Origin of the sequence: Streptomyces sp. NPDC059989, assembly GCF_042736975.1 — a bacterium.
Lineage (GTDB): Bacteria > Actinomycetota > Actinomycetes > Streptomycetales > Streptomycetaceae > Streptomyces.
Genome location: NZ_JBHWUO010000022.1, coordinates 1 through 16573 on the forward strand (window position 1 = coordinate 1; position 16573 = coordinate 16573).

The 16573-nt window shown below is 71.4% G+C and carries 16 protein-coding genes; 5 read left to right on the forward strand and 11 right to left on the reverse strand.

Translation table 11 applies throughout. The features are described from left to right. Window positions 1–391: 391 nt before the first annotated feature. The gene (locus ACFWBN_RS20685; RefSeq protein ID WP_385178337.1) at window positions 392–1015 is read left to right on the forward strand and encodes a YceI family protein; all 624 of its coding nucleotides are present in this window, start codon (window positions 392–394) and stop codon (window positions 1013–1015) included. A gap of 31 nt (window positions 1016–1046) precedes the next feature. Here the strand turns inward: ACFWBN_RS20685 and ACFWBN_RS20690 are convergent, their stop codons facing one another. Further along, the gene (locus tag ACFWBN_RS20690; RefSeq protein WP_385178338.1) at window positions 1047–2405 is read right to left on the reverse strand and encodes a hypothetical protein; all 1359 of its coding nucleotides are present in this window, start codon (window positions 2403–2405) and stop codon (window positions 1047–1049) included. Window positions 2406–2534: 129 nt separating this feature from the next. Between ACFWBN_RS20690 and ACFWBN_RS20695 the strand changes: the two genes are divergently transcribed. Further along, complete coding sequence (locus ACFWBN_RS20695; RefSeq protein ID WP_385178339.1) at window positions 2535–3065, forward strand: hypothetical protein; 531 nt, start codon at window positions 2535–2537, stop codon at window positions 3063–3065. 13 nt (window positions 3066–3078) lie between these two features. Here ACFWBN_RS20695 and cimA read toward each other — a convergent pair whose 3' ends face one another. From cimA to ureA, 5 genes are all read right to left on the reverse strand, one after another. Next, window positions 3079–4683: a citramalate synthase gene (gene cimA, locus ACFWBN_RS20700; protein WP_385178340.1), complete on the reverse strand. Its 1605-nt coding sequence runs from the start codon at window positions 4681–4683 to the stop codon at window positions 3079–3081. Between the two features lie 354 nt (window positions 4684–5037). Continuing rightward, window positions 5038–5712: a TetR/AcrR family transcriptional regulator gene (locus tag ACFWBN_RS20705; protein ID WP_385178341.1), complete on the reverse strand. Its 675-nt coding sequence runs from the start codon at window positions 5710–5712 to the stop codon at window positions 5038–5040. Between the two features lie 29 nt (window positions 5713–5741). After that, window positions 5742–6776: an agmatine/peptidylarginine deiminase gene (locus tag ACFWBN_RS20710; RefSeq protein WP_385178342.1), complete on the reverse strand. Its 1035-nt coding sequence runs from the start codon at window positions 6774–6776 to the stop codon at window positions 5742–5744. 27 nt (window positions 6777–6803) lie between these two features. Beyond that, the gene (locus ACFWBN_RS20715) at window positions 6804–8537 is read right to left on the reverse strand and encodes an urease subunit alpha (RefSeq protein ID WP_385178343.1); all 1734 of its coding nucleotides are present in this window, start codon (window positions 8535–8537) and stop codon (window positions 6804–6806) included. Next, a complete protein-coding gene (ureA, locus tag ACFWBN_RS20720) occupies window positions 8534–9244 on the reverse strand; it encodes an urease subunit gamma (protein WP_385178344.1) in 711 nt (236 codons plus the stop codon). The genes ACFWBN_RS20715 and ureA overlap by 4 nt, the downstream gene beginning before the upstream one ends. 156 nt (window positions 9245–9400) lie before the next feature. Here ureA and ACFWBN_RS20725 point away from each other — a divergent pair, with 156 nt between their 5' ends. Continuing rightward, a complete protein-coding gene (locus ACFWBN_RS20725) occupies window positions 9401–10828 on the forward strand; it encodes a cytosine permease (protein ID WP_385178345.1) in 1428 nt (475 codons plus the stop codon). A 69-nt stretch (window positions 10829–10897) separates the two neighbouring features. On the opposite strand, the gene ACFWBN_RS20730 is transcribed toward ACFWBN_RS20725, so the two are convergent. Then, entirely contained in the window at window positions 10898–11212 is a 315-nt protein-coding gene (locus ACFWBN_RS20730) for an antibiotic biosynthesis monooxygenase family protein (protein ID WP_385178346.1), read from the reverse strand. A gap of 141 nt (window positions 11213–11353) precedes the next feature. Here ACFWBN_RS20730 and ACFWBN_RS20735 point away from each other — a divergent pair, with 141 nt between their 5' ends. Further along, window positions 11354–11506 (forward strand): hypothetical protein, encoded by a 153-nt coding sequence (locus tag ACFWBN_RS20735; protein WP_385178347.1) that lies wholly within the window; start codon window positions 11354–11356, stop codon window positions 11504–11506. Window positions 11507–11600: 94 nt separating this feature from the next. Here the strand turns inward: ACFWBN_RS20735 and ACFWBN_RS20740 are convergent, their stop codons facing one another. The 4 genes from ACFWBN_RS20740 to ACFWBN_RS20755 all read right to left on the reverse strand — a co-directional run bounded on the left by ACFWBN_RS20740 (window position 11601) and on the right by ACFWBN_RS20755 (window position 15409). Then, the gene (locus ACFWBN_RS20740; protein WP_385178348.1) at window positions 11601–12686 is read right to left on the reverse strand and encodes a branched-chain amino acid aminotransferase; all 1086 of its coding nucleotides are present in this window, start codon (window positions 12684–12686) and stop codon (window positions 11601–11603) included. 234 nt (window positions 12687–12920) lie between these two features. Beyond that, complete coding sequence (locus ACFWBN_RS20745; protein WP_385178349.1) at window positions 12921–13961, reverse strand: 3-isopropylmalate dehydrogenase; 1041 nt, start codon at window positions 13959–13961, stop codon at window positions 12921–12923. An 88-nt stretch (window positions 13962–14049) separates the two neighbouring features. Beyond that, complete coding sequence (locus tag ACFWBN_RS20750; protein ID WP_385178350.1) at window positions 14050–14178, reverse strand: hypothetical protein; 129 nt, start codon at window positions 14176–14178, stop codon at window positions 14050–14052. 259 nt (window positions 14179–14437) lie between these two features. After that, window positions 14438–15409, reverse strand: a complete 972-nt coding sequence (locus ACFWBN_RS20755) for a LysR family transcriptional regulator (RefSeq protein WP_385178351.1) — start codon at window positions 15407–15409, stop codon at window positions 14438–14440. Window positions 15410–15508: 99 nt separating this feature from the next. On the opposite strand from ACFWBN_RS20755, the gene ACFWBN_RS20760 reads away from it, so the two are divergent. Continuing rightward, window positions 15509–16522: an NADP-dependent oxidoreductase gene (locus ACFWBN_RS20760; RefSeq protein WP_385178352.1), complete on the forward strand. Its 1014-nt coding sequence runs from the start codon at window positions 15509–15511 to the stop codon at window positions 16520–16522. Window positions 16523–16573: the final 51 nt, after the last annotated feature.

Here is a 16573-nt window from a genome sequence, read left to right on the forward strand (position 1 = left end):
GCTTGCCCTTCGCGTGCTGCGCCTCGGTCGCACGGTCACTCGGCCCGCGCCGCGCCTGCTCACGCAGGGACTGCAACTCGGCCACGCGCCCGCGGGCGTCCGTGGGCTCGCTCGGGGTCTGGTCCACAACGGTCATGTACCGACCTTACGAAGCGCGCGATGAAAAACCTCCGTTCATTCCACACAGTCTCGGGTGTCATCAGCTGTCCGGCCCGCACAGTACGGCCCGTGGATGCGTGGACTCCGCCATACGAGACCTTCGTCCTTTGTGGACCTTCCACAAATGGGGGAGACACCCTGCCTAGATGTTGAAATTTGAACGGAATGGGTCTAGCGTCGTTCCTGTTGAAGTCGTTGAAGATTCAACAGAACCGCTACCAAGGAGCACGTCATGGGTCTCTTCACCCGCCGCAGCCAGACCACGAACCTCCAGCAGGGCGCCGGCGCCGTCGCCACGCTCGACGTGGACCCCGCCCTCGCCGCCCTCACCGGCGACTACACCATCGACGCCGCCCACAGCAGCATCGGCTTCACCGTCCGCCACGCCATGGTCACCAACGTCCGCGGCAGCTTCGCCGAGCACGAGGGCACGCTGCACCTGGAGGGCGCCGACCCGTCCCGGTCCACCGCGTCCATCGACGTGAAGATCGCCTCCGTCGACACCGGCATCGCCGACCGCGACGGGCACCTGCGCAGCGGGGACTTCTTCGACGCCGAGGCCTTCCCGCTGATGACCTTCCGCTCCACCGAGGCGAGCCCGCTCGGCGGGGACACGTACCGCATCACCGGCGAGCTGACGATCAAGGACGTCACGCGCCCGCTCTCCATCGACCTGGAGTTCAACGGCTCCGCCACCGACGTCTACGGCAACGAGCGCGTGGGCTTCGAGGGCTCCGCCGAGATCCTGCGCTCCGACTGGGGCCTGACCTGGAACGCCGCCCTGGAGGCCGGCGGTGTGATGGTCAGCGACAAGGTGAAGCTGACCTTCGACATCTCCGCCGTCAAGCAGGCCTGACGAAGCGCTCGGCCCGGGTGACCGGGGGCGGCTAGAAGCCGCCCCCGCCGTCGAATCCACCGCCCCCGTCGAAGCCGCCACCGCCGCCGAAGTCCCCGCCGCCGAAATCGGACGGGTTGAAGTCGGCCCCGGAGACGTCCCCGCCCTCGAAGCCGCCGCCCATGCCACCGCCGAAGTCCGAGGCGTAGGCGGGGCTCGACATCATCGAACCGAGCAGCGTGCCCACGAGCAGGCCGGGCAGGATGCCGCCGCCGAAGTAGCCGCCGGCCCAGGGACCGTACGCCGGGCCGGCGTCGTAGTAGGGGCGCGGTCCGTGCTCGGTGTCGACCGTGCGGACGGCCGGGTCCTGGCCGTCGCGCAGCCGTACGGCGTCCGCCGTGCAGACCGGCACGGTACGGGCGGCCCCGCCGGCCGGAGCCCAGGAGGCGTCCTCGGTGCTCGGCCCGTGCCGCGGGTCGAAGAAGCACGGCGAGCGGCGCTCGGGCACCGGCTGCCCCTGACGGCGCGCGTCCAGGCAGGCCAGGGCGTAGCGGCCGTCCTCCAGCGCCTGGGTCACGCCCTGGACCTCTTCGGGGCGCTGCACCGAGGCCATGATCTGTTTGGCCTTCTCGTACGAGTCGAGGCCCTGCTCGTAGTCCTTGCGCATCGCGTCGTCGGCGCCGGGCTCGCCGGGGTGGAAGTCCAGCCGGTCCAGCTCCTCGCCGAAGGCCGTGATGTCCTCGTCGACGACCACGCTGAGGCGCTCGATCGCCTCGCGCCGGGTCTCTTCCTTCTTCTTCCGGTTGCGGCGGACCAGCGCGTAGGCGCCACCGCCGCCGATCGCGGCCACCGCGCCGAGGGTGATCAGCCCGCCGACCGGGGCGCCGGTGTCGGCGCCGGTGCTGCCCCAGGAGGCCGGGGCGCTGCCCTTGGCCTGGCTCAGGGCCTGGTCCACGAAGTTGTCGAGCTGGGTGGCCGCGTCGGGCGCCCCCACCTTCACCGCGTCGGTGAGGTTGCGTACGGCGTTGGTCGGCATGACCGCCTTGTCGGCGCCGGCGTTGAAGCCGTCGCCGAGCCGGATCGCGTAGAGCCCGGTGATCCCGGTCTCGGCCCGGACCGCGCTCAGCACCTTGTCAGCGGGAAACTCGCTCGTCGCGGGCAGCACGGCGACGAACACCGGCTTCCCGGCGTCCTTGATCTTCTTCGCGAGCGCGTCCGCGTCCGCCTTGGGCAGCTGGGCTTCGGCGCGGGGGTCGACGTAGACGGGGCCCTCCTTGAGGGCCTCCCCCACGGCGGTGACGCCGGTGGCGGCCGATGCCTGCGGGGCGACCAGGAGTCCGGTCGCGGACAGGGCCAGCACCAGACCGGCCAGCAATGATCCAAAGTGTGCGGATATAAGCCTGGTCCTCATACGCTCGACGCTACCCGAACCGGAAGTTTCCTGTGTGAACAGGACATAAGCCCGTCCGGACCTCGGTCGATGTGCGCACGCGTACGCTGCCGCCAGGGGGGTGGGCTGATGCGGCGCGCATGGCATGGGGTGGCTCTGGCACTGGTGGGAGCAGGGGTGCTCTCGGGCTGTTCGGCGGCGGACCTGCCGCTGATCTCGGTCCACAACGGAGTCGACGGAACGCCTCAGGTGACGATGGTGCCGTGCGGCAAGGACGCGATCGGCACCGCCGACTTCTACGTCCACAGGGAGTCCGCGGCCTCCCCCGGGACGGCGGCGCCCTCCCTGGGATCGACGGCGCCCTCCCCCGCGGCGACGCCGCTCCCCGTGTCGGAGGACGGCTGGATGGCCGGCGGATCTCCGCTGGCCCCCGGCACGGTCTCGTTCCCGCTGTTCTCGCCACCGGCGAGCTGGGCGGTGCGGGAGTGGGGCGAGAACCGGCGCCTGGAGCCCGGGCGCCGCTACGGCCTGAGGTTCCACGCCCCCGGGTTCGCCGACTACTCCGGCACCGTGAGGTTCACCGCCGAGGACCTCGCCGGGCTGAAACCCGGCGAGGTGTGGGCCGGCGGCCGGGCCATGTCCCCCAAGAAGTTCCGCGCACTGGTGGAGGACAAGTGCTGACCCGGCGGCGGGACTACTCGGCCGGTTCGACGCCCGCGTGCAGGAGGCCGAAGGTGAAGGCGTCCTCCAGGGCCTGCCAGGAGGCGGCGATGACGTTGGGGGCCACGCCCACCGTGGACCACTCGCGGACGCCGTCCGTGGTGGCGACCAGCACGCGGGTCGTGGACTCCGTGCCGTGCTTGCCCTCCAGGATGCGGACCTTGTAGTCCACCAGCTCGAACTTGGCCAGCTGGGGGTAGAAGCGCTCCAGGGCGACCCGCAGCGCCCGGTCCAGGGCGTTGACCGGGCCGTTGCCCTCCGCCGTCGCGACGATCCGCTCGCCCTTGGCCCACAGCTTGACCGTGGCCTCGTTGGCGTGGGTGCCGTCCGGGCGGTCCTCGACGATCGCGCGCCAGGACTCGATGCGGAAGTACTTGCGCGCCCGGCCCTCGACCTCGGCGCGGAGCAGCAGCTCGAAGGAGGCGTCGGCGGCTTCGTAGGTGTAGCCCTGGAGCTCCCGCTCCTTGACCCGCTCGACGACCCGGGAGATCAGCGCGCGGTCCCCGCCGAGGTCGACGCCGAGCTCCTTGCCCTTGAGCTCGATGGAGGCGCGGCCGGCCATGTCGGAGACCAGCATCCGCATGGTGTTGCCGACCCGCTCGGGGTCGATGTGCTGGTAGAGGTCCGGATCGACCTTGATGGCCGAGGCGTGCAGACCGGCCTTGTGCGCGAAGGCGGAGACGCCCACGTACGGCTGGTGCGTGGAGGGCGTGAGGTTGACGACCTCGGCGATCGCGTGCGAGATCCGGGTCATCTCGGCGAGCGCGCCGTCGGGGAGCACCTTGCGGCCGTACTTGATCTCCAGTGCGGCGACGACGGGGAAGAGGTTGGCGTTGCCGACGCGCTCGCCGTAGCCGTTCGCGGTGCACTGGACGTGGGTGGCGCCCGCGTCGACGGCGGCCAGGGTGTTGGCGACGGCGCAGCCGGTGTCGTCCTGGGCGTGGATGCCCAGGCGGGCGCCGGTGTCGGCGAGGACGGTGGCCACGGTCGCCGTGATCTGGGCGGGCAGCATGCCGCCGTTGGTGTCGCAGAGGATGACGACATCGGCGCCGGCCTCGTGCGCGGCGCGTACGACGGACTTCGCGTACTCGGCGTTGGCGCGGTAGCCGTCGAAGAAGTGCTCGCAGTCGACGAAGACGCGGCGGCCCTGGGCGACCAGGTAGGAGACCGTGTCCCGGACCATCTCCAGGTTCTCGTCCAGCGTGGTGCGCAGGGCGAGCTCGACGTGCCGGTCGTGGGACTTGGCGACGAGCGTGATCACCGGGGCGCCGGACTCCAGCAGGGCCCGCACCTGCGGGTCCGCGGCGGCCGAGCCGCCCGCCCGCCGGGTCGCGCCGAAGGCGACCAGCCGGGCGTTCTTGAAGTCGATCTCGGCCTGGGCCCGGGCGAAGAACTCGGTGTCGCGGGGGTTGGCGCCGGGCCAGCCGCCCTCGATGAAGCCCACGCCGAAGTCGTCCAGGTGCCGGGCGATCGTCAGCTTGTCGGCGACCGTGAGGTTGATGCCTTCGCGCTGCGCACCGTCGCGCAGGGTGGTGTCGAAGACATGGAAGCCGTCGTCGAGGACCTCTGTCGTCGTCATGCTGATCTGACTCCTGTCGGATGAGTGGGTCCGGGTGTCCGGGATCCACTGCCCCCATCATCGCGCGCGGCCCGGTCCCGGCAGGAATGGGCCGGGAAACGAAAAAACCCCTCGCGGGTGCGAGAGGTCTGCGCGCGGGTCTGGGGCACGATGGCCTCTGCCGCGGAGTTCTTCCACGGTTCAGCGGTCAGTGCGGACCGGCGCGCTGCTGCCGATAATCATGGGGTGAGCAAGCACGCCCGCAGTGTGCCATATCGCCTGCGGCTCGCGGACACGGATCTCAGTATGCGGACCCTGTGTCGGGCGTGGTCGGGTGCGGCGCCGTTGCTGGGGCTCCGCCCCAGGCCCCGCGCCTCAAACGCCGGCGGGGCTGGGTGTGCCGCCGGGACTGGATGTGCCCGCGGGGCTGGGTGTGGGTGGTGTGAGGCCTTCTGTGAGGAACTCTCGGACGTGTTCGAGGATTTCCTCGCGGGAGAGCAGGGGGAGGCCCACCGCCAGCTGGATGCTGAATCCGTCGAGGAGGGCCCTGGTGCGGGCCGCGAAGCGGTCGGCGTCGACCGGGCGGAACTCGCCGCGCGAGATGCCCTCGGCGAGCAGGGCCACCAGGTCCCGGTGCCAGGCGCCCTCGATCGCCGCCTGCCGGTCGCGTTCCTCGGGTCCGGCGTTCTGGGAGCGGTTCCAGACCTCCAGCCACAGGGTCCAGTGCGGGTCCCGGGCGCCCTCCGGCACGTACAGGTCGACGTACGCCTGGAGCCGCTCGCGCGCCGGGGCGCGCCGGGACAGCAGGGCCCGGCGCTGGTCGCCCAGCGCCGCCTCGCTCCACTCCAGGGTCTGCAGCAGGAGCTCGTCCTTGCTGCGGAAGTAGTAGAGGAGGTGGCCGCTGCTCATGCCGACCTCGCGGCCCAGACCGGCCATGGTCAGGCCTTCCAGGCCCCGCTCGGCGATCGTGGCCATGGCGGCGACGAGTACGTCCTCGCGCGGGGGCGCGTTCTTGCGCGCCGCCCGTACCGGTACTCCACCCGCCACCATGGGCCCACTCCTTGTCCGGATCCCGAAGGTCAGACCTTCGGCTGCTGCTGGGTGATGCAGTGGATACCGCCACCCCCGGCGAAAATCGTACGTGCGTCAACGAGTGTCACGGTCCGCTCGGGGAACAGTCCGCGGAAGATCTCGGCCGCCTCCTCGTCGCGCGGGTCGTCGAAGGCGCACAGCACGACGCCGCCGTTGCACAGGTAGTGGTTGATGTACGAGTAGTCCACCCACTCGCCGTCCTCCTCCAGCACGGTCGGCGCCGGGACCTCCACGACCTCCAGGCGCCGGCCCTGGGCGTCGGTGGACGCGCGCAGGATGGCCGCGATGGTCTTGCAGCGCTCGTGGTCCGGGTGGGCCGGGTCGGGCTGGGTGTGGACCATGACCACGCCGGGGCGGGCGAAGGCGGCGACGATGTCGACGTGGCCCTGGGTGCCGTAGGTGCCGTAGTCGCCGGCCAGGCCGTACGGGAGCCAGATGGCCTTGGTGGTGCCCAGGTGGGCGTGGATCTCGGCCTCGACCTGCTGGCGGGTCCAGCCGGGGTTGCGGCCCTCGCCCAGCTGCACGGTGTCGGTGAGGAGCACGGTGCCCTCGCCGTCGACGTGGATGGCGCCGCCCTCGTTGACGAGCGGGGTGCTGTACGTGCGGGTGCCGACCACGTCGGATACGTGCCGGGCGATCTTCGAGTCGTGGTCCCAGCGGGCCCACTCCTGGGCGCCCCAGCCGTTGAAGGTCCAGTCGACGGCCGCCAGCTCGCCGGCCCCGTTGGTGACGAAGGTCGGGCCGATGTCGCGCATCCAGGCGTCGTCGAGCTCGCGCTCCACCAGCTGGATGTCGTCACCCACGATCGCGCGGGCGCTCTCGGCGTCGCCGGGCGAGACGACGAGCGTCACGGGCTCGTACGTGCGCACCGCGCGGGCGACGGCGCCCCAGGCCTCGCGGGCCTCGGCGAGCTCCTGCTCGTTGGTGAAGGTCGGGTTGGGGCTGGGCCAGGCCATCCAGGTCCGCTCGTGGGGCATCCACTCGGCGGGCATCCGGAATCCGTCGGCAACAGGCTTGGTCATGGCAGGGTCCTTACGGGCTGTGCTGACTTACAAGAAGTACAGGCGGTTGAGGGAGACCGATTCGGCGGCTTCGGAGCGCAGCGGTTCCCCGTCGAGGGAGACGAGGCCGCTGCGCGCGTCGACATCGACCGCGCCCACCCGGGAGTTCAGGAGGAGGTCCTTGGGGCCGATGCCGCGGGTGCCGCGGACGGCCACGCGGCGCCGGCGGGTCGGCATCTCGTCGCTGCCGAGGGCCGCCGCGGCGGCCGAGACGAAGGCGACGGAGATGTCGGCGGCGGTGGCTCCGTACGAGCCGAACTGCGGGCCGAGGACCAGCGGTTCGCAGGTGTCGGTGGCGGCGTTGGGGTCGCCGGTGACGCCGTAGGCGGGGAAGCCGGACTTGAGGACCAGCTGCGGCTTGGCGCCGAAGAACTGGGGGCGCCACAGGACGATGTCGGCGAGCTTGCCGACCTCGATGGAGCCGATCTCGTGGGCCAGGCCGTGGGCGATGGCGGGGTTGATGGTCAGCTTGGCCATGTAGCGCAGGACGCGGGCGTTGTCGTCGCCCTCGCCGTCGCCGGCCAGGGGGCCCAGCTCGCCCTTCATCTTCGCCGCCATGGCGAAGGTGCGGCGGATGGTCTCGCCCGCGCGGCCCATGCCCTGGGCGTCGGAGGAGGTGATGCCGATCGCGCCCAGGTCGTGCAGGACGTCCTCGGCCCCCATCGTGCCCGCGCGGATCCGGTCGCGGGCCATGGCGGCGTCGCCGGGGAGGTCCGGCTTGAGGTCGTGGACGGAGACGATCATGCCGTAGTGCTCGGCGACCGCGTCCCGGCCGAAGGGCAGGGTGGGGTTGGTGGAGGAGCCGATGACGTTCGGCACGCCCGCCATCTTGAGCACGTTGGGGACGTGTCCGCCACCGCAGCCCTCGATGTGGAAGGCGTGGATGGTGCGGCCGTCCAGGACGCGCAGGGTGTCCTCGACGGACAGGCACTCGTTGAGGCCGTCGCTGTGCAGGGCGACCTGTACGTCGTACTCCTCGGCCACCCGCAGGGCCGTGTCCAGCGCCCGGGTGTGGGCGCCCATGTCCTCGTGGACCTTGAAGCCGGAGGCACCGCCCTCGGCCAGCGCCTCGACGAGCGGGGCGGCGTCCGAGGAGGAGCCGCGGGCGAGGAAGCCGATGTTGACGGGCCAGGCGTCGAAGGCGTTGAAGGCGTGCTTCAGCGCCCACGGGGAGTTGACGCCGACGCCCCAGACGGGGCCGAACTCCTGGCCGATGATCGTGGTGACGCCCGCGGCGAGCGAGGCCTCCATGATGCGCGGGGAGAGCAGGTGGACGTGGGTGTCCACGGCTCCGGCGGTGGCGATCAGGCCCTCGCCGGAGACGATCGACGTACCCGTGCCGACGACGACGTCGACTCCGTCGAGGGTGTCGGGGTTGCCGGCCCGGCCGATCGCGTGGATACGGCCCTCGCGGATGCCGATCGACACCTTGCGGATGCCCAGGACCGCGTCGATGACCAGCACGTTGCTGATCACGACGTCGCAGGTCTCGCGGACCGCGGCGGCCTTCAGGTGCAGGCCGTCACGGGCCGTCTTGCCGAAGCCGGCGAGGAACTCGTCGCCGGGCTTCTGCGCGTCGGACTCCACCCGGACGGTCAGCCCGGAGTCGCCGAGCCGGACCCGGTCACCGGCGCGCGGGCCGAAGACGGAGGCGTACTCGTGCGGGTCGATGTGCCGGCTGCCCGGCGCACAGTGGTCGCTGTGGGGGGTCTGGCGGCTCATGCCTGTGCTCCTTCGCTGCCGGTTTCAGATACGCCGAGGTAGCCGCAGGCCGCGGCCCTGCGCAGGGCCTCTTCCTTCGCGCCCTGCGCGTCCAGCGGCCCGTCCACCAGCCCGGCGAAGCCGACGGCGATGCGGTCGCCGCCGATCGGGACCAGGCCGACCTCGCCCTCGCCGTGGGGGTCGAACCGTACGGACGAGCCGGCCGGTACGCACAGCCGCATCCCGTAGGCGGCGGCGCGGTCGAAGTCGAGGCGGGGATTGGCCTCGAAGAAGTGGAAGTGCGAGGTGACGCTCACCGGTACGGAGGCGGTGTTGCGCACGCGCAGGTGCAGCACCGGCTCCGGCTGGGGGGCGCCGGGGCCGGGGACGACAGCGCCGGGGGCGTCGTCGCCGAGGGAGGCCGCGCCCTTGATGGGCGAGGAGACCACCGCGAGGCGGGATCCGTCGTCGAAGACGGCCTCCACGTGCACCTCGGTGACCACGTCGGCCACGCCGGGCAGGACGTCGTCGGGGCCCAGCACGCTGCGGGCCTCCTCGATGGCCTCCGCCAGCCGCTTGCCGTCGCGCGCGGCCTCGCAGACCGTGTCCGCGATCAGCGCGGTGGCCTCCGGGACGTTGAGCTTCAGGCCCCGGGCCCGCCGGGCCCTGGCCAGTTCCGCTGCGCTGCGGAGCAGCAGCCGGTCGCGCTCCGTAGGGGTCAGCCGCACGGCGATCCACCACCTTTTGCCTCGATGGGTTAGAGCATCACTCTAACTCTTCATTTCCTCGCTGGGAATCATTGACCTACAAGCAGGGCTTGAGTCACATTGAGTGTCGCTCAAACAATTGCGCAACCATCCCGGCCCTGCCAAGGGAGTCCCCCCATGCCCATCGAACAGCGCGGAGTCGACACCATCCCGGAAGAGGAGCGAACGAGCGGTCCCCGTGACCTGATCTCGATCCTGCTCGGCTCCAACCTCTGCCTCGGCGTGATCGTCTTCGGCTGGCTGCCCCCGTCCTTCGGACTGGGCCTGTGGCCCTCGGTCACCGCCATCGTGACCGGCACCCTCGTCGGCATCGCCTTCACCGCGCCGCTGGCGCTGGTCTCCCTTCGCACGGCCACCAACCTGTCGACCTCCAGCGGCGCCCAGTTCGGTGTCCGCGGACGGCTCGTCGGCTCGATCGTGGGCCTGCTGCTCTCGCTCGGCTACACCGCGCTCACGCTGTGGATCGGCGGCGACGTGATGGTCGGCACCCTCTCCCGGCTCACCGGGCTCCCGGACACCGGTGTCTCGCGGGCCGTGATGTACGGCGTACTGGCCGCGTGTACCGTCGTCGGGGCCGTCTTCGGCTACCGGCTGCTGCTGCGCATGAGCAAGATCCTCTCCATCGGCATGGTGGTCCTGCTTGCCGTCGGCTTCTTCGCCTACGCCCCGGACTTCACCGCCGCCGCCCCACCGGAGACCCCGCTGCTCCTCGGCTCCTTCTGGCCGACCTGGCTGCTCGCGGCCGTCGCCGCCGGCCTCAGCGGTCCCGTCGCCTTCATCACCCTGCTCGGCGACTACACCCGCTACATCTCCCCCCGCCGGCACAGCTCCCGCAAGGTGTTCTGGGCCACCGGCCTGGGTCTGCTGGCCGGCCTGCTGATACCGCAGCTCTTCGGCACGTACACCGCCCTCGCCGCCAGGGCCGGCGCCGACTACGCCGGGCCCCTCGTCGAGGCCGCGCCGTTCTGGTACCTGGTTCCGCTGCTCGCCGCCGCGGCGGCCGGCTCGGTGGGCAACGCCGGGCTGATGCTCTACTCCATGGGCCTGGACCTCGACGCGATCATCCCCAGGGCCACGCGCACCAAGGCCACCGTGATCGCCGCGGCCGTCGCCACCGCGTTCGTCTTCGTCGGCTCCTTCGAGTGGGACGTGCAGTCCGCGATGACCTCCTTCGTGCTGCTGCTGACCGCGATCGGCACCCCGTGGGCCGTGATCACCCTCATCGGCTACGTGCGCTGCCGCGGGCAGTACGACGCCGATGCCCTCCAGGTCTTCAACCGCCGCTCGGTGGGCGGGATCTACTGGTACCGCGGCGGCTGGAACCCGGCCGCCACCGCCTCCTGGGTCATCGGCGCCGGCGTCGGCCTGCTCGCCGTGACCACCCCCTTCTACGAGGGCCCGCTGCTCGCCCTCACCGGCGGTGTGGACTGCTCGTTCGTCCTGTCCGGCCTGGCCGGCGGGCTCGTCTACACGGCCCTGACCGCGCGCACCTCCCCGGCGGCCGTCCCGGCCGAGGAACCGGAGCCGGTGGCCGCGGCCGCCTGAGCCGCCCTCGCGTACGAAGGCCCGCGCCCCCGATACGGGAGCGCGGGCCTTCGTACGTACGACGCACCGCTAACCGTCCACCGCCCGCGCCAGCGCGAAACCGCCGCCCGACATGTCGTCGCACAACTCGCGGCAGCCGCCGAAGTGCTCGGCGAACTCGGGCTTCTCCTGCCAGCCCTTCATGGCCTCCGCGTCACTCCAGGAGGCGAAGGACACGTAGTGGCCGGGGCTGCTCAGATCGCGGATCAGGCGGGCGAAGAGGAACCCTTCGTTCGCACCCCTGGTCCACGTCAGGAAGGCCTCCCACCGGGCCTCGAACTCGTCTTCTCTGCCTTCGGAGACCTGCCAGGCACCGGAGGCCCAGAACCTGCTCGCCTCGGACATCGCACACCACCTCGGTACGGTCCCCCACTCCAGGTTCCCCGGATCGGACTCGGTGTTCAACCGTGGGTCCCGCGGTGGCGTCTACCGGTACAGCGGCGGCCGAACAGGACAGGGTCGCCACGAACGACACGGGGAGACGTCGTGGAAGAACTCGCATACGTGGCGGGCAAGATCGTCAAGGGCGTCGCCGGCCTGGCCTACGCCTTCGGTGACGCCCTGGTGGGCCTCGGCCCCGACGGGACGAACCAGGAGGGCAAGAAGAAGCGCGCGGGCGAGGGGGACGAGGAGCGCTGACCACGCCCTCCTCCTGCCCGCCCGCTGCCCCTGACGACCGAAGGCCCCCCGCGCGATGCACGGGGGGCCTTCGGATCGTTCGGGGCGGTACGGACTAGCCCAGCGGGTGCATCCAGCCGTGGTGGTCGGCGGCGTGGCCGGTCTGGAGTTCCAGGAGGGCCTTGCGCAGGCGCATGGTGACCTGGCCGGGCTCGCCGTCGCCCTGGGTCCAGTCGGCACGCGTGGACTTGACCGAGCCGACCGGGGTGATCACGGCGGCGGTACCGCAGGCGAAGACCTCGGTGAGGGTGCCGTTCGCGTTGTCGCGCTGCCAGTCCTCGGTGGTGATCCGGCCCTCCTCGGCGGTGTAGCCGAGGTCGCGGGCGATGGTGAGGAGGGAGTCGCGGGTGATGCCGGGGAGGAGCGAGCCGGTGAGCTCGGGCGTGACGATGCGGTCGCCGTACACGAAGTACAGGTTCATCCCGCCCATCTCCTCGATCCAGCGGTGCTCGACGGCGTCGAGCCAGACCACCTGGTCGCAGCCGTGCGAGGCGGCCTGGGCCTGGGCGACGAGGGAGGCCGCGTAGTTGCCGCCGGTCTTGGCCGCGCCGGTGCCGCCCTTGGCGGCGCGGACGTACTCCTCGGAGAGCCAGACGGAGACGGGCTTGACGCCACCGGGGAAGTAGGCGCCGGCGGGCGAGGCGATGACGATGAAGAGGAACTCGTTGGCCGGGCGGACGCCGAGGCCGACCTCGGTGGCGAACATGAACGGCCGCAGGTAGAGGGAGGCTTCACCGGAGTCCGGCACCCAGGCGCGGTCCTGCTTGATCAGCGCGTCGCAGGCGTCGATGAACAGCTCCACCGGCAGCTCGGGCATCGCCATGCGGCGGGCGGAGGCCTGGAAGCGCTCCGCGTTGGCCTCGGGGCGGAAGGTCGCGACGGTGCCGTCGGGCTGGCGGTAGGCCTTGAGGCCCTCGAAGATCGTCTGCGCGTAGTGCAGCGTCATGTTCGCCGGGTCGATCGCCAGGGGCGCGTACGGGACCAGCTCGGCGTCGTGCCAGCCGCGGCCCTCGGTCCACTTGATCGTCACCATGTGGTCGGTGAAGTGGCGGCCGAAGCCGGGGCTGGCCAGGATCGCCTCGCGCTCCGCGTCGGACAGCGGGTTCGAGGAGGGCTTGAGCTCGATCGTGGGCGTCGTCATGAGTGCTTGTCCTTCACCGTGTGTGTATGGCGGACCGCGCTCATGCGTACTAGTTACTAGGACGTCCGAGCTTCCCCGTAGTCCGCGGCCTCGCGTTCGATTATCGCGCGCGAGGGGGGTTCGGAGAAACGGGGTGTTGCGGCCCAGGGGAGATGGTGGCACCCGGGGCCGCACAGGAGAAGCCGCCGGGTCCTGGAATGCGACCCGGCGGCTTCCTGGGGTGGAGCTGCCGGGTCAGCCGGCTACGCGGGCGGCGAGGGCGTCGCCGATCTCGTCGGTGGAGCGGAAGGTGCCGTCGCGCTCGGCCAGGTCGGCGGAGACCGCGTCCTCGATGCGGACGGCCTGGGCCTCGTAGCCCAGGTGGCGCAGCAGGAGCGCGACGGAGAGGATCGTCGCGGTCGGGTCGGCCTTGCCGGTGCCGGCGATGTCCGGGGCCGAGCCGTGGACGGGCTCGAACATGGACGGGAAGGTGCCGGTCGGGTTGATGTTCCCGGAGGCGGCGAGGCCGATTCCGCCGGTCACGGCGGCGGCCAGGTCGGTGAGGATGTCACCGAAGAGGTTGTCCGTGACGATGACGTCGAACCGCTCGGGCTGGGTGACGAAGAAGATCGTCGCGGCGTCGACGTGCAGGTAGTCGGTGGTGACCTCGGGGTACTCCTGGCCGACCTTGTCGAAGATGTTCTTCCACATGTGGCCCGCGTACACGAGGACGTTGTTCTTGTGGACCAGGGTCAGCTTCTTGCGGGGGCGGGCGTTGGCCCGCTCGTACGCGTCGCGGACGACGCGCTCGACGCCGTACGCGGTGTTGATGCTGACCTCGGTGGCCACCTCGGCGGGGGTGCCGGTGCGCAGCGAGCCGCCGTTGCCGGTGTACGGGCCTTCGGTGCCCTCGCGGACCACGACGAAGTCGATCTCCGGGCGGCCGGCGAGCGGGGTGGCCGTGTTGGGGAACAGCTTCGACGGGCGCAGGTTGATGAAGTGGTCGAAGGCGAAGCGGAGCTTCAGCAGCAGACCGCGCTCCAGGACACCGGACGGGACCGACGGGTCGCCGATGGCGCCCAGCAGGATCGCGTCGTGGTGCTTGAGGGCTTCGAGCTCCGCCTCCGGGAGGGTCTCACCGGTGCGGTGCCAGCGCTGGGCGCCGAGATCGTATTCCTTGGTCTCCAGCTTCACATCCTGGGGCAGGACCGCGGTAAGGACCTTGAGTCCCTGAGCCACGACTTCCTGGCCGATGCCATCACCGGGGATCACTGCGAGATTGATGCTGGTCGACATGGCGAAACCGTACTCCGTGTCCCAGCCCTCAGACATATTGCGTCCAGCATCTGGACCCATGTGGACGCAACATGTCCTGGGGCGCTGTTCAGTGGCCGGTCGCCCCGCCGTTGTCGCGGCGGTCGAGGGCCCGCTGGAGGGCCGCGGCGGCCTGCTTGCGGTCGGCGTCCGCGGTGGAGGAGCGGCGGACGCGGCGGGGTGCGGTGGATGCGTTCATGGTGATCGACTCCTTGAGATCACGGCGTGGCGGGGCCACGGATGAGGGGTTCCTTCAAGGCGCCGGATGAGGCGGGGAGCAGTGCGCCGCAGGGGTTGCCTGCAGGGGCGCGCGCTCTCGACCGCCATTCGCCGGATCGGCGAGACGTTCGGCTTCTACAAAGCTAGGGCAGGTCCCGCTGTATGTCTCCGCAATTACTCGGACTTCCTACTATCTGAGACGCCGAACCCCCCGGAAGGCCTCCTCCCGGGGGTCCGTTTCAGCCCTTCTCGGAGCGAAGTTCCCTGATCAGAGCCCTTACGGCGAGGGTTGCGGCCGATTCCGGCGTGGTGACGTATCCCACCCGCCTCACCGGCCCCGAGGGGCCCAAACCGGTGATCTGCACCGCCGGACCGGCCTCGCGGAGCGACAGCTCCGGCAGGATCGCCATGCCGAGGCCCCGGCCGACCATCGTGAGCACCATCCCGTCGTCCTCCGCCTTCACGGTGGCCGACGGGATCCAGTCCTGGGCCCGCCACCAGTCGCGGGTGTAGGAGCCGCAGTTCTCGTCCCAGTCCAGCAGGGGCAGCGCCTTCGGGTCCGGGTGGCCGACCGGGTGGACCAGCGCGTACGCCTCCCGCGCGAGCACCCCGCTCAGCAGGCCGGGCGGCAGCTCCGACGGGCCGCCCAGGGTGGCGATGCCCAGGTCCGCGCGGCCGGCGGCGACCTCCCCGGCCGTGCCGGCGCCGAGCTCGCGCACCACCCGGACCTCGGGGCGGACCCCGGGGTGCCGGGCGGTGAGCCGCTCCAGGGCGGGCGGCAGCAGGTGCAGGGCCGCGCTGCGGAAGGCGGCGATCCGGATGACGCCTTCGAGCACGTCGGCGCCCGCGCCCGGCCCCGCCGGGCCGCCCGCCCGGCCCGCGCCGCGCGCCTCCGCGCCGAGGACCTCGTACAGTCGCAGGATGCGGCGGGCGTGCCCGACGGCCCGCTCCCCCGCCGGGGTGGGCGAGGCCCCGCTCCGCCCGCGCTCGAAGAGCACCGCGCCGATCTTGGCCTCGCTGCCGCGCACGGAGTGCGATACGGCCGACTGGGTGAGGCCGAGCGCGGCGGCCGCGGCGGAGAACCCGCCGGCCTCGGCGACGGCGACCAGGATCCGCAGTTCCTGCGGGCCGAGTTCGGCCGGGCCGCTTCCGCGGGCCCCTCCGGCTCCGGCCCCTGCGCCGGTTCCCGTGCCGCTGTCGCCGGCTGCCATGGGCTCTCACCTCGTTGTATGAGCGCCGCTCATACAACGGCGGCTTCCATGAGCCAAACCCCCTGCCCGGCCCGATGATTCCCTCCTAGCGTCAGCGCCATGACCGCAGACACCGCTTACGCCGTCCACCAGATCGCCCGCCCCGTGGGCTTCCCCGCCCCCACCGACTTCGCCTACACCTCGCACCCCGTCCCGGAACCGGGACACGGCACCGCCCTCGTGCAGAACCTGCTGCTCTCGGTGGACCCGTACCACCGCGGGATGATGGACGGCGGCGAGGACGGCTTCGAGCTCCACGCCCCGCTGGAGGGCCGGTCGGTGGGCCGCGTGCTCGCCTCCCGCGACCCGGGGCTGCGCGAGGGCGACCTGGTCTTCCACCGGCAGGGATGGCGTACGCACGCCCTCGTCACCCGCGGCGTGGACGGCACGCGCACGCTGCGGAACCACGCGGGCGTCCCCCTGGAGGCGTACCTCTCGATCCTCGGCGGCACCGGCCTGACCGCGTACGCCGCGCTGACCCGGACCGCCGCCCTCCGGGAGGGCGAGGACCTCTTCGTCTCCGCCGCGGCGGGCGGGGTGGGCACGGCGACCGGCCACATCGCCCGGCTGCTCGGGGCCCGCCGGATCGTGGGCAGCGCGGGCTCGGCGGCCAAGGTCCGCCACCTCACCGAGGTCCTCGGCTTCGACGCGGCCTTCGACTACCACGACGGCCCGGTCGGCGAACAGCTCGCGAAGGCTGCTCCGGACGGGATCGACGTCTACGTGGACAACGTCGGCGGGGACCACCTGGAGGGCGCGATCGACGTGCTGCGCGAGTACGGGCGGATCGCCTGGGTCGGCGGGATCTCGATGTACAACGGCGACCGCTCCCCCGCCGCGCCCCGCAACCTCTTCGAGGTCGTACACAAGTCACTTCGGCTGGAAGGGGTATTGGTTCGCAATCACACCAATCTGCAGGACGAGCTGGAGGACTTCCTCGTCCCCCATCTGCGCAGTGGCCGGATCGGCACCGACACCACCGTTGTCCAGGGATTCGATCACACGGTGGAGGCCTTCCGGGGCATGCTCCGAGGGGACAATCTCGGCAAAATGCTCGTTCGTCTCGACGGCTGAATCCAGCCAACCGGATGTTCACCGAGTTCTTACCGCACGGATGTAGACCTT

Bases quoted from the DNA above. Each gene is read 5' to 3' on its own strand.
- ACFWBN_RS20745 (WP_385178349.1), bottom strand. From the start codon at position 13,961: ATGTCGACCAGCATCAATCTCGCAGTGATCCCCGGTGATGGCATCGGC.
- ACFWBN_RS20750 (WP_385178350.1), bottom strand. From the start codon at position 14,178: ATGAACGCATCCACCGCACCCCGCCGCGTCCGCCGCTCCTCCACCGCG.
- ACFWBN_RS20760 (WP_385178352.1), top strand. From the start codon at position 15,509: ATGACCGCAGACACCGCTTACGCCGTCCACCAGATCGCCCGCCCCGTG.
- ACFWBN_RS20755 (WP_385178351.1), bottom strand. From the start codon at position 15,409: ATGGCAGCCGGCGACAGCGGCACGGGAACCGGCGCAGGGGCCGGAGCC.
- ACFWBN_RS20685 (WP_385178337.1), top strand. From the start codon at position 392: ATGGGTCTCTTCACCCGCCGCAGCCAGACCACGAACCTCCAGCAGGGC.
- ACFWBN_RS20710 (WP_385178342.1), bottom strand. From the start codon at position 6,776: ATGACCAAGCCTGTTGCCGACGGATTCCGGATGCCCGCCGAGTGGATG.
- ACFWBN_RS20715 (WP_385178343.1), bottom strand. From the start codon at position 8,537: ATGAGCCGCCAGACCCCCCACAGCGACCACTGTGCGCCGGGCAGCCGG.
- cimA (WP_385178340.1), bottom strand. From the start codon at position 4,683: ATGACGACGACAGAGGTCCTCGACGACGGCTTCCATGTCTTCGACACC.
- ACFWBN_RS20740 (WP_385178348.1), bottom strand. From the start codon at position 12,686: ATGACGACGCCCACGATCGAGCTCAAGCCCTCCTCGAACCCGCTGTCC.
- ACFWBN_RS20730 (WP_385178346.1), bottom strand. From the start codon at position 11,212: ATGTCCGAGGCGAGCAGGTTCTGGGCCTCCGGTGCCTGGCAGGTCTCC.
- ACFWBN_RS20725 (WP_385178345.1), top strand. From the start codon at position 9,401: ATGCCCATCGAACAGCGCGGAGTCGACACCATCCCGGAAGAGGAGCGA.
- ACFWBN_RS20705 (WP_385178341.1), bottom strand. From the start codon at position 5,712: ATGGTGGCGGGTGGAGTACCGGTACGGGCGGCGCGCAAGAACGCGCCC.
- ACFWBN_RS20690 (WP_385178338.1), bottom strand. From the start codon at position 2,405: ATGAGGACCAGGCTTATATCCGCACACTTTGGATCATTGCTGGCCGGT.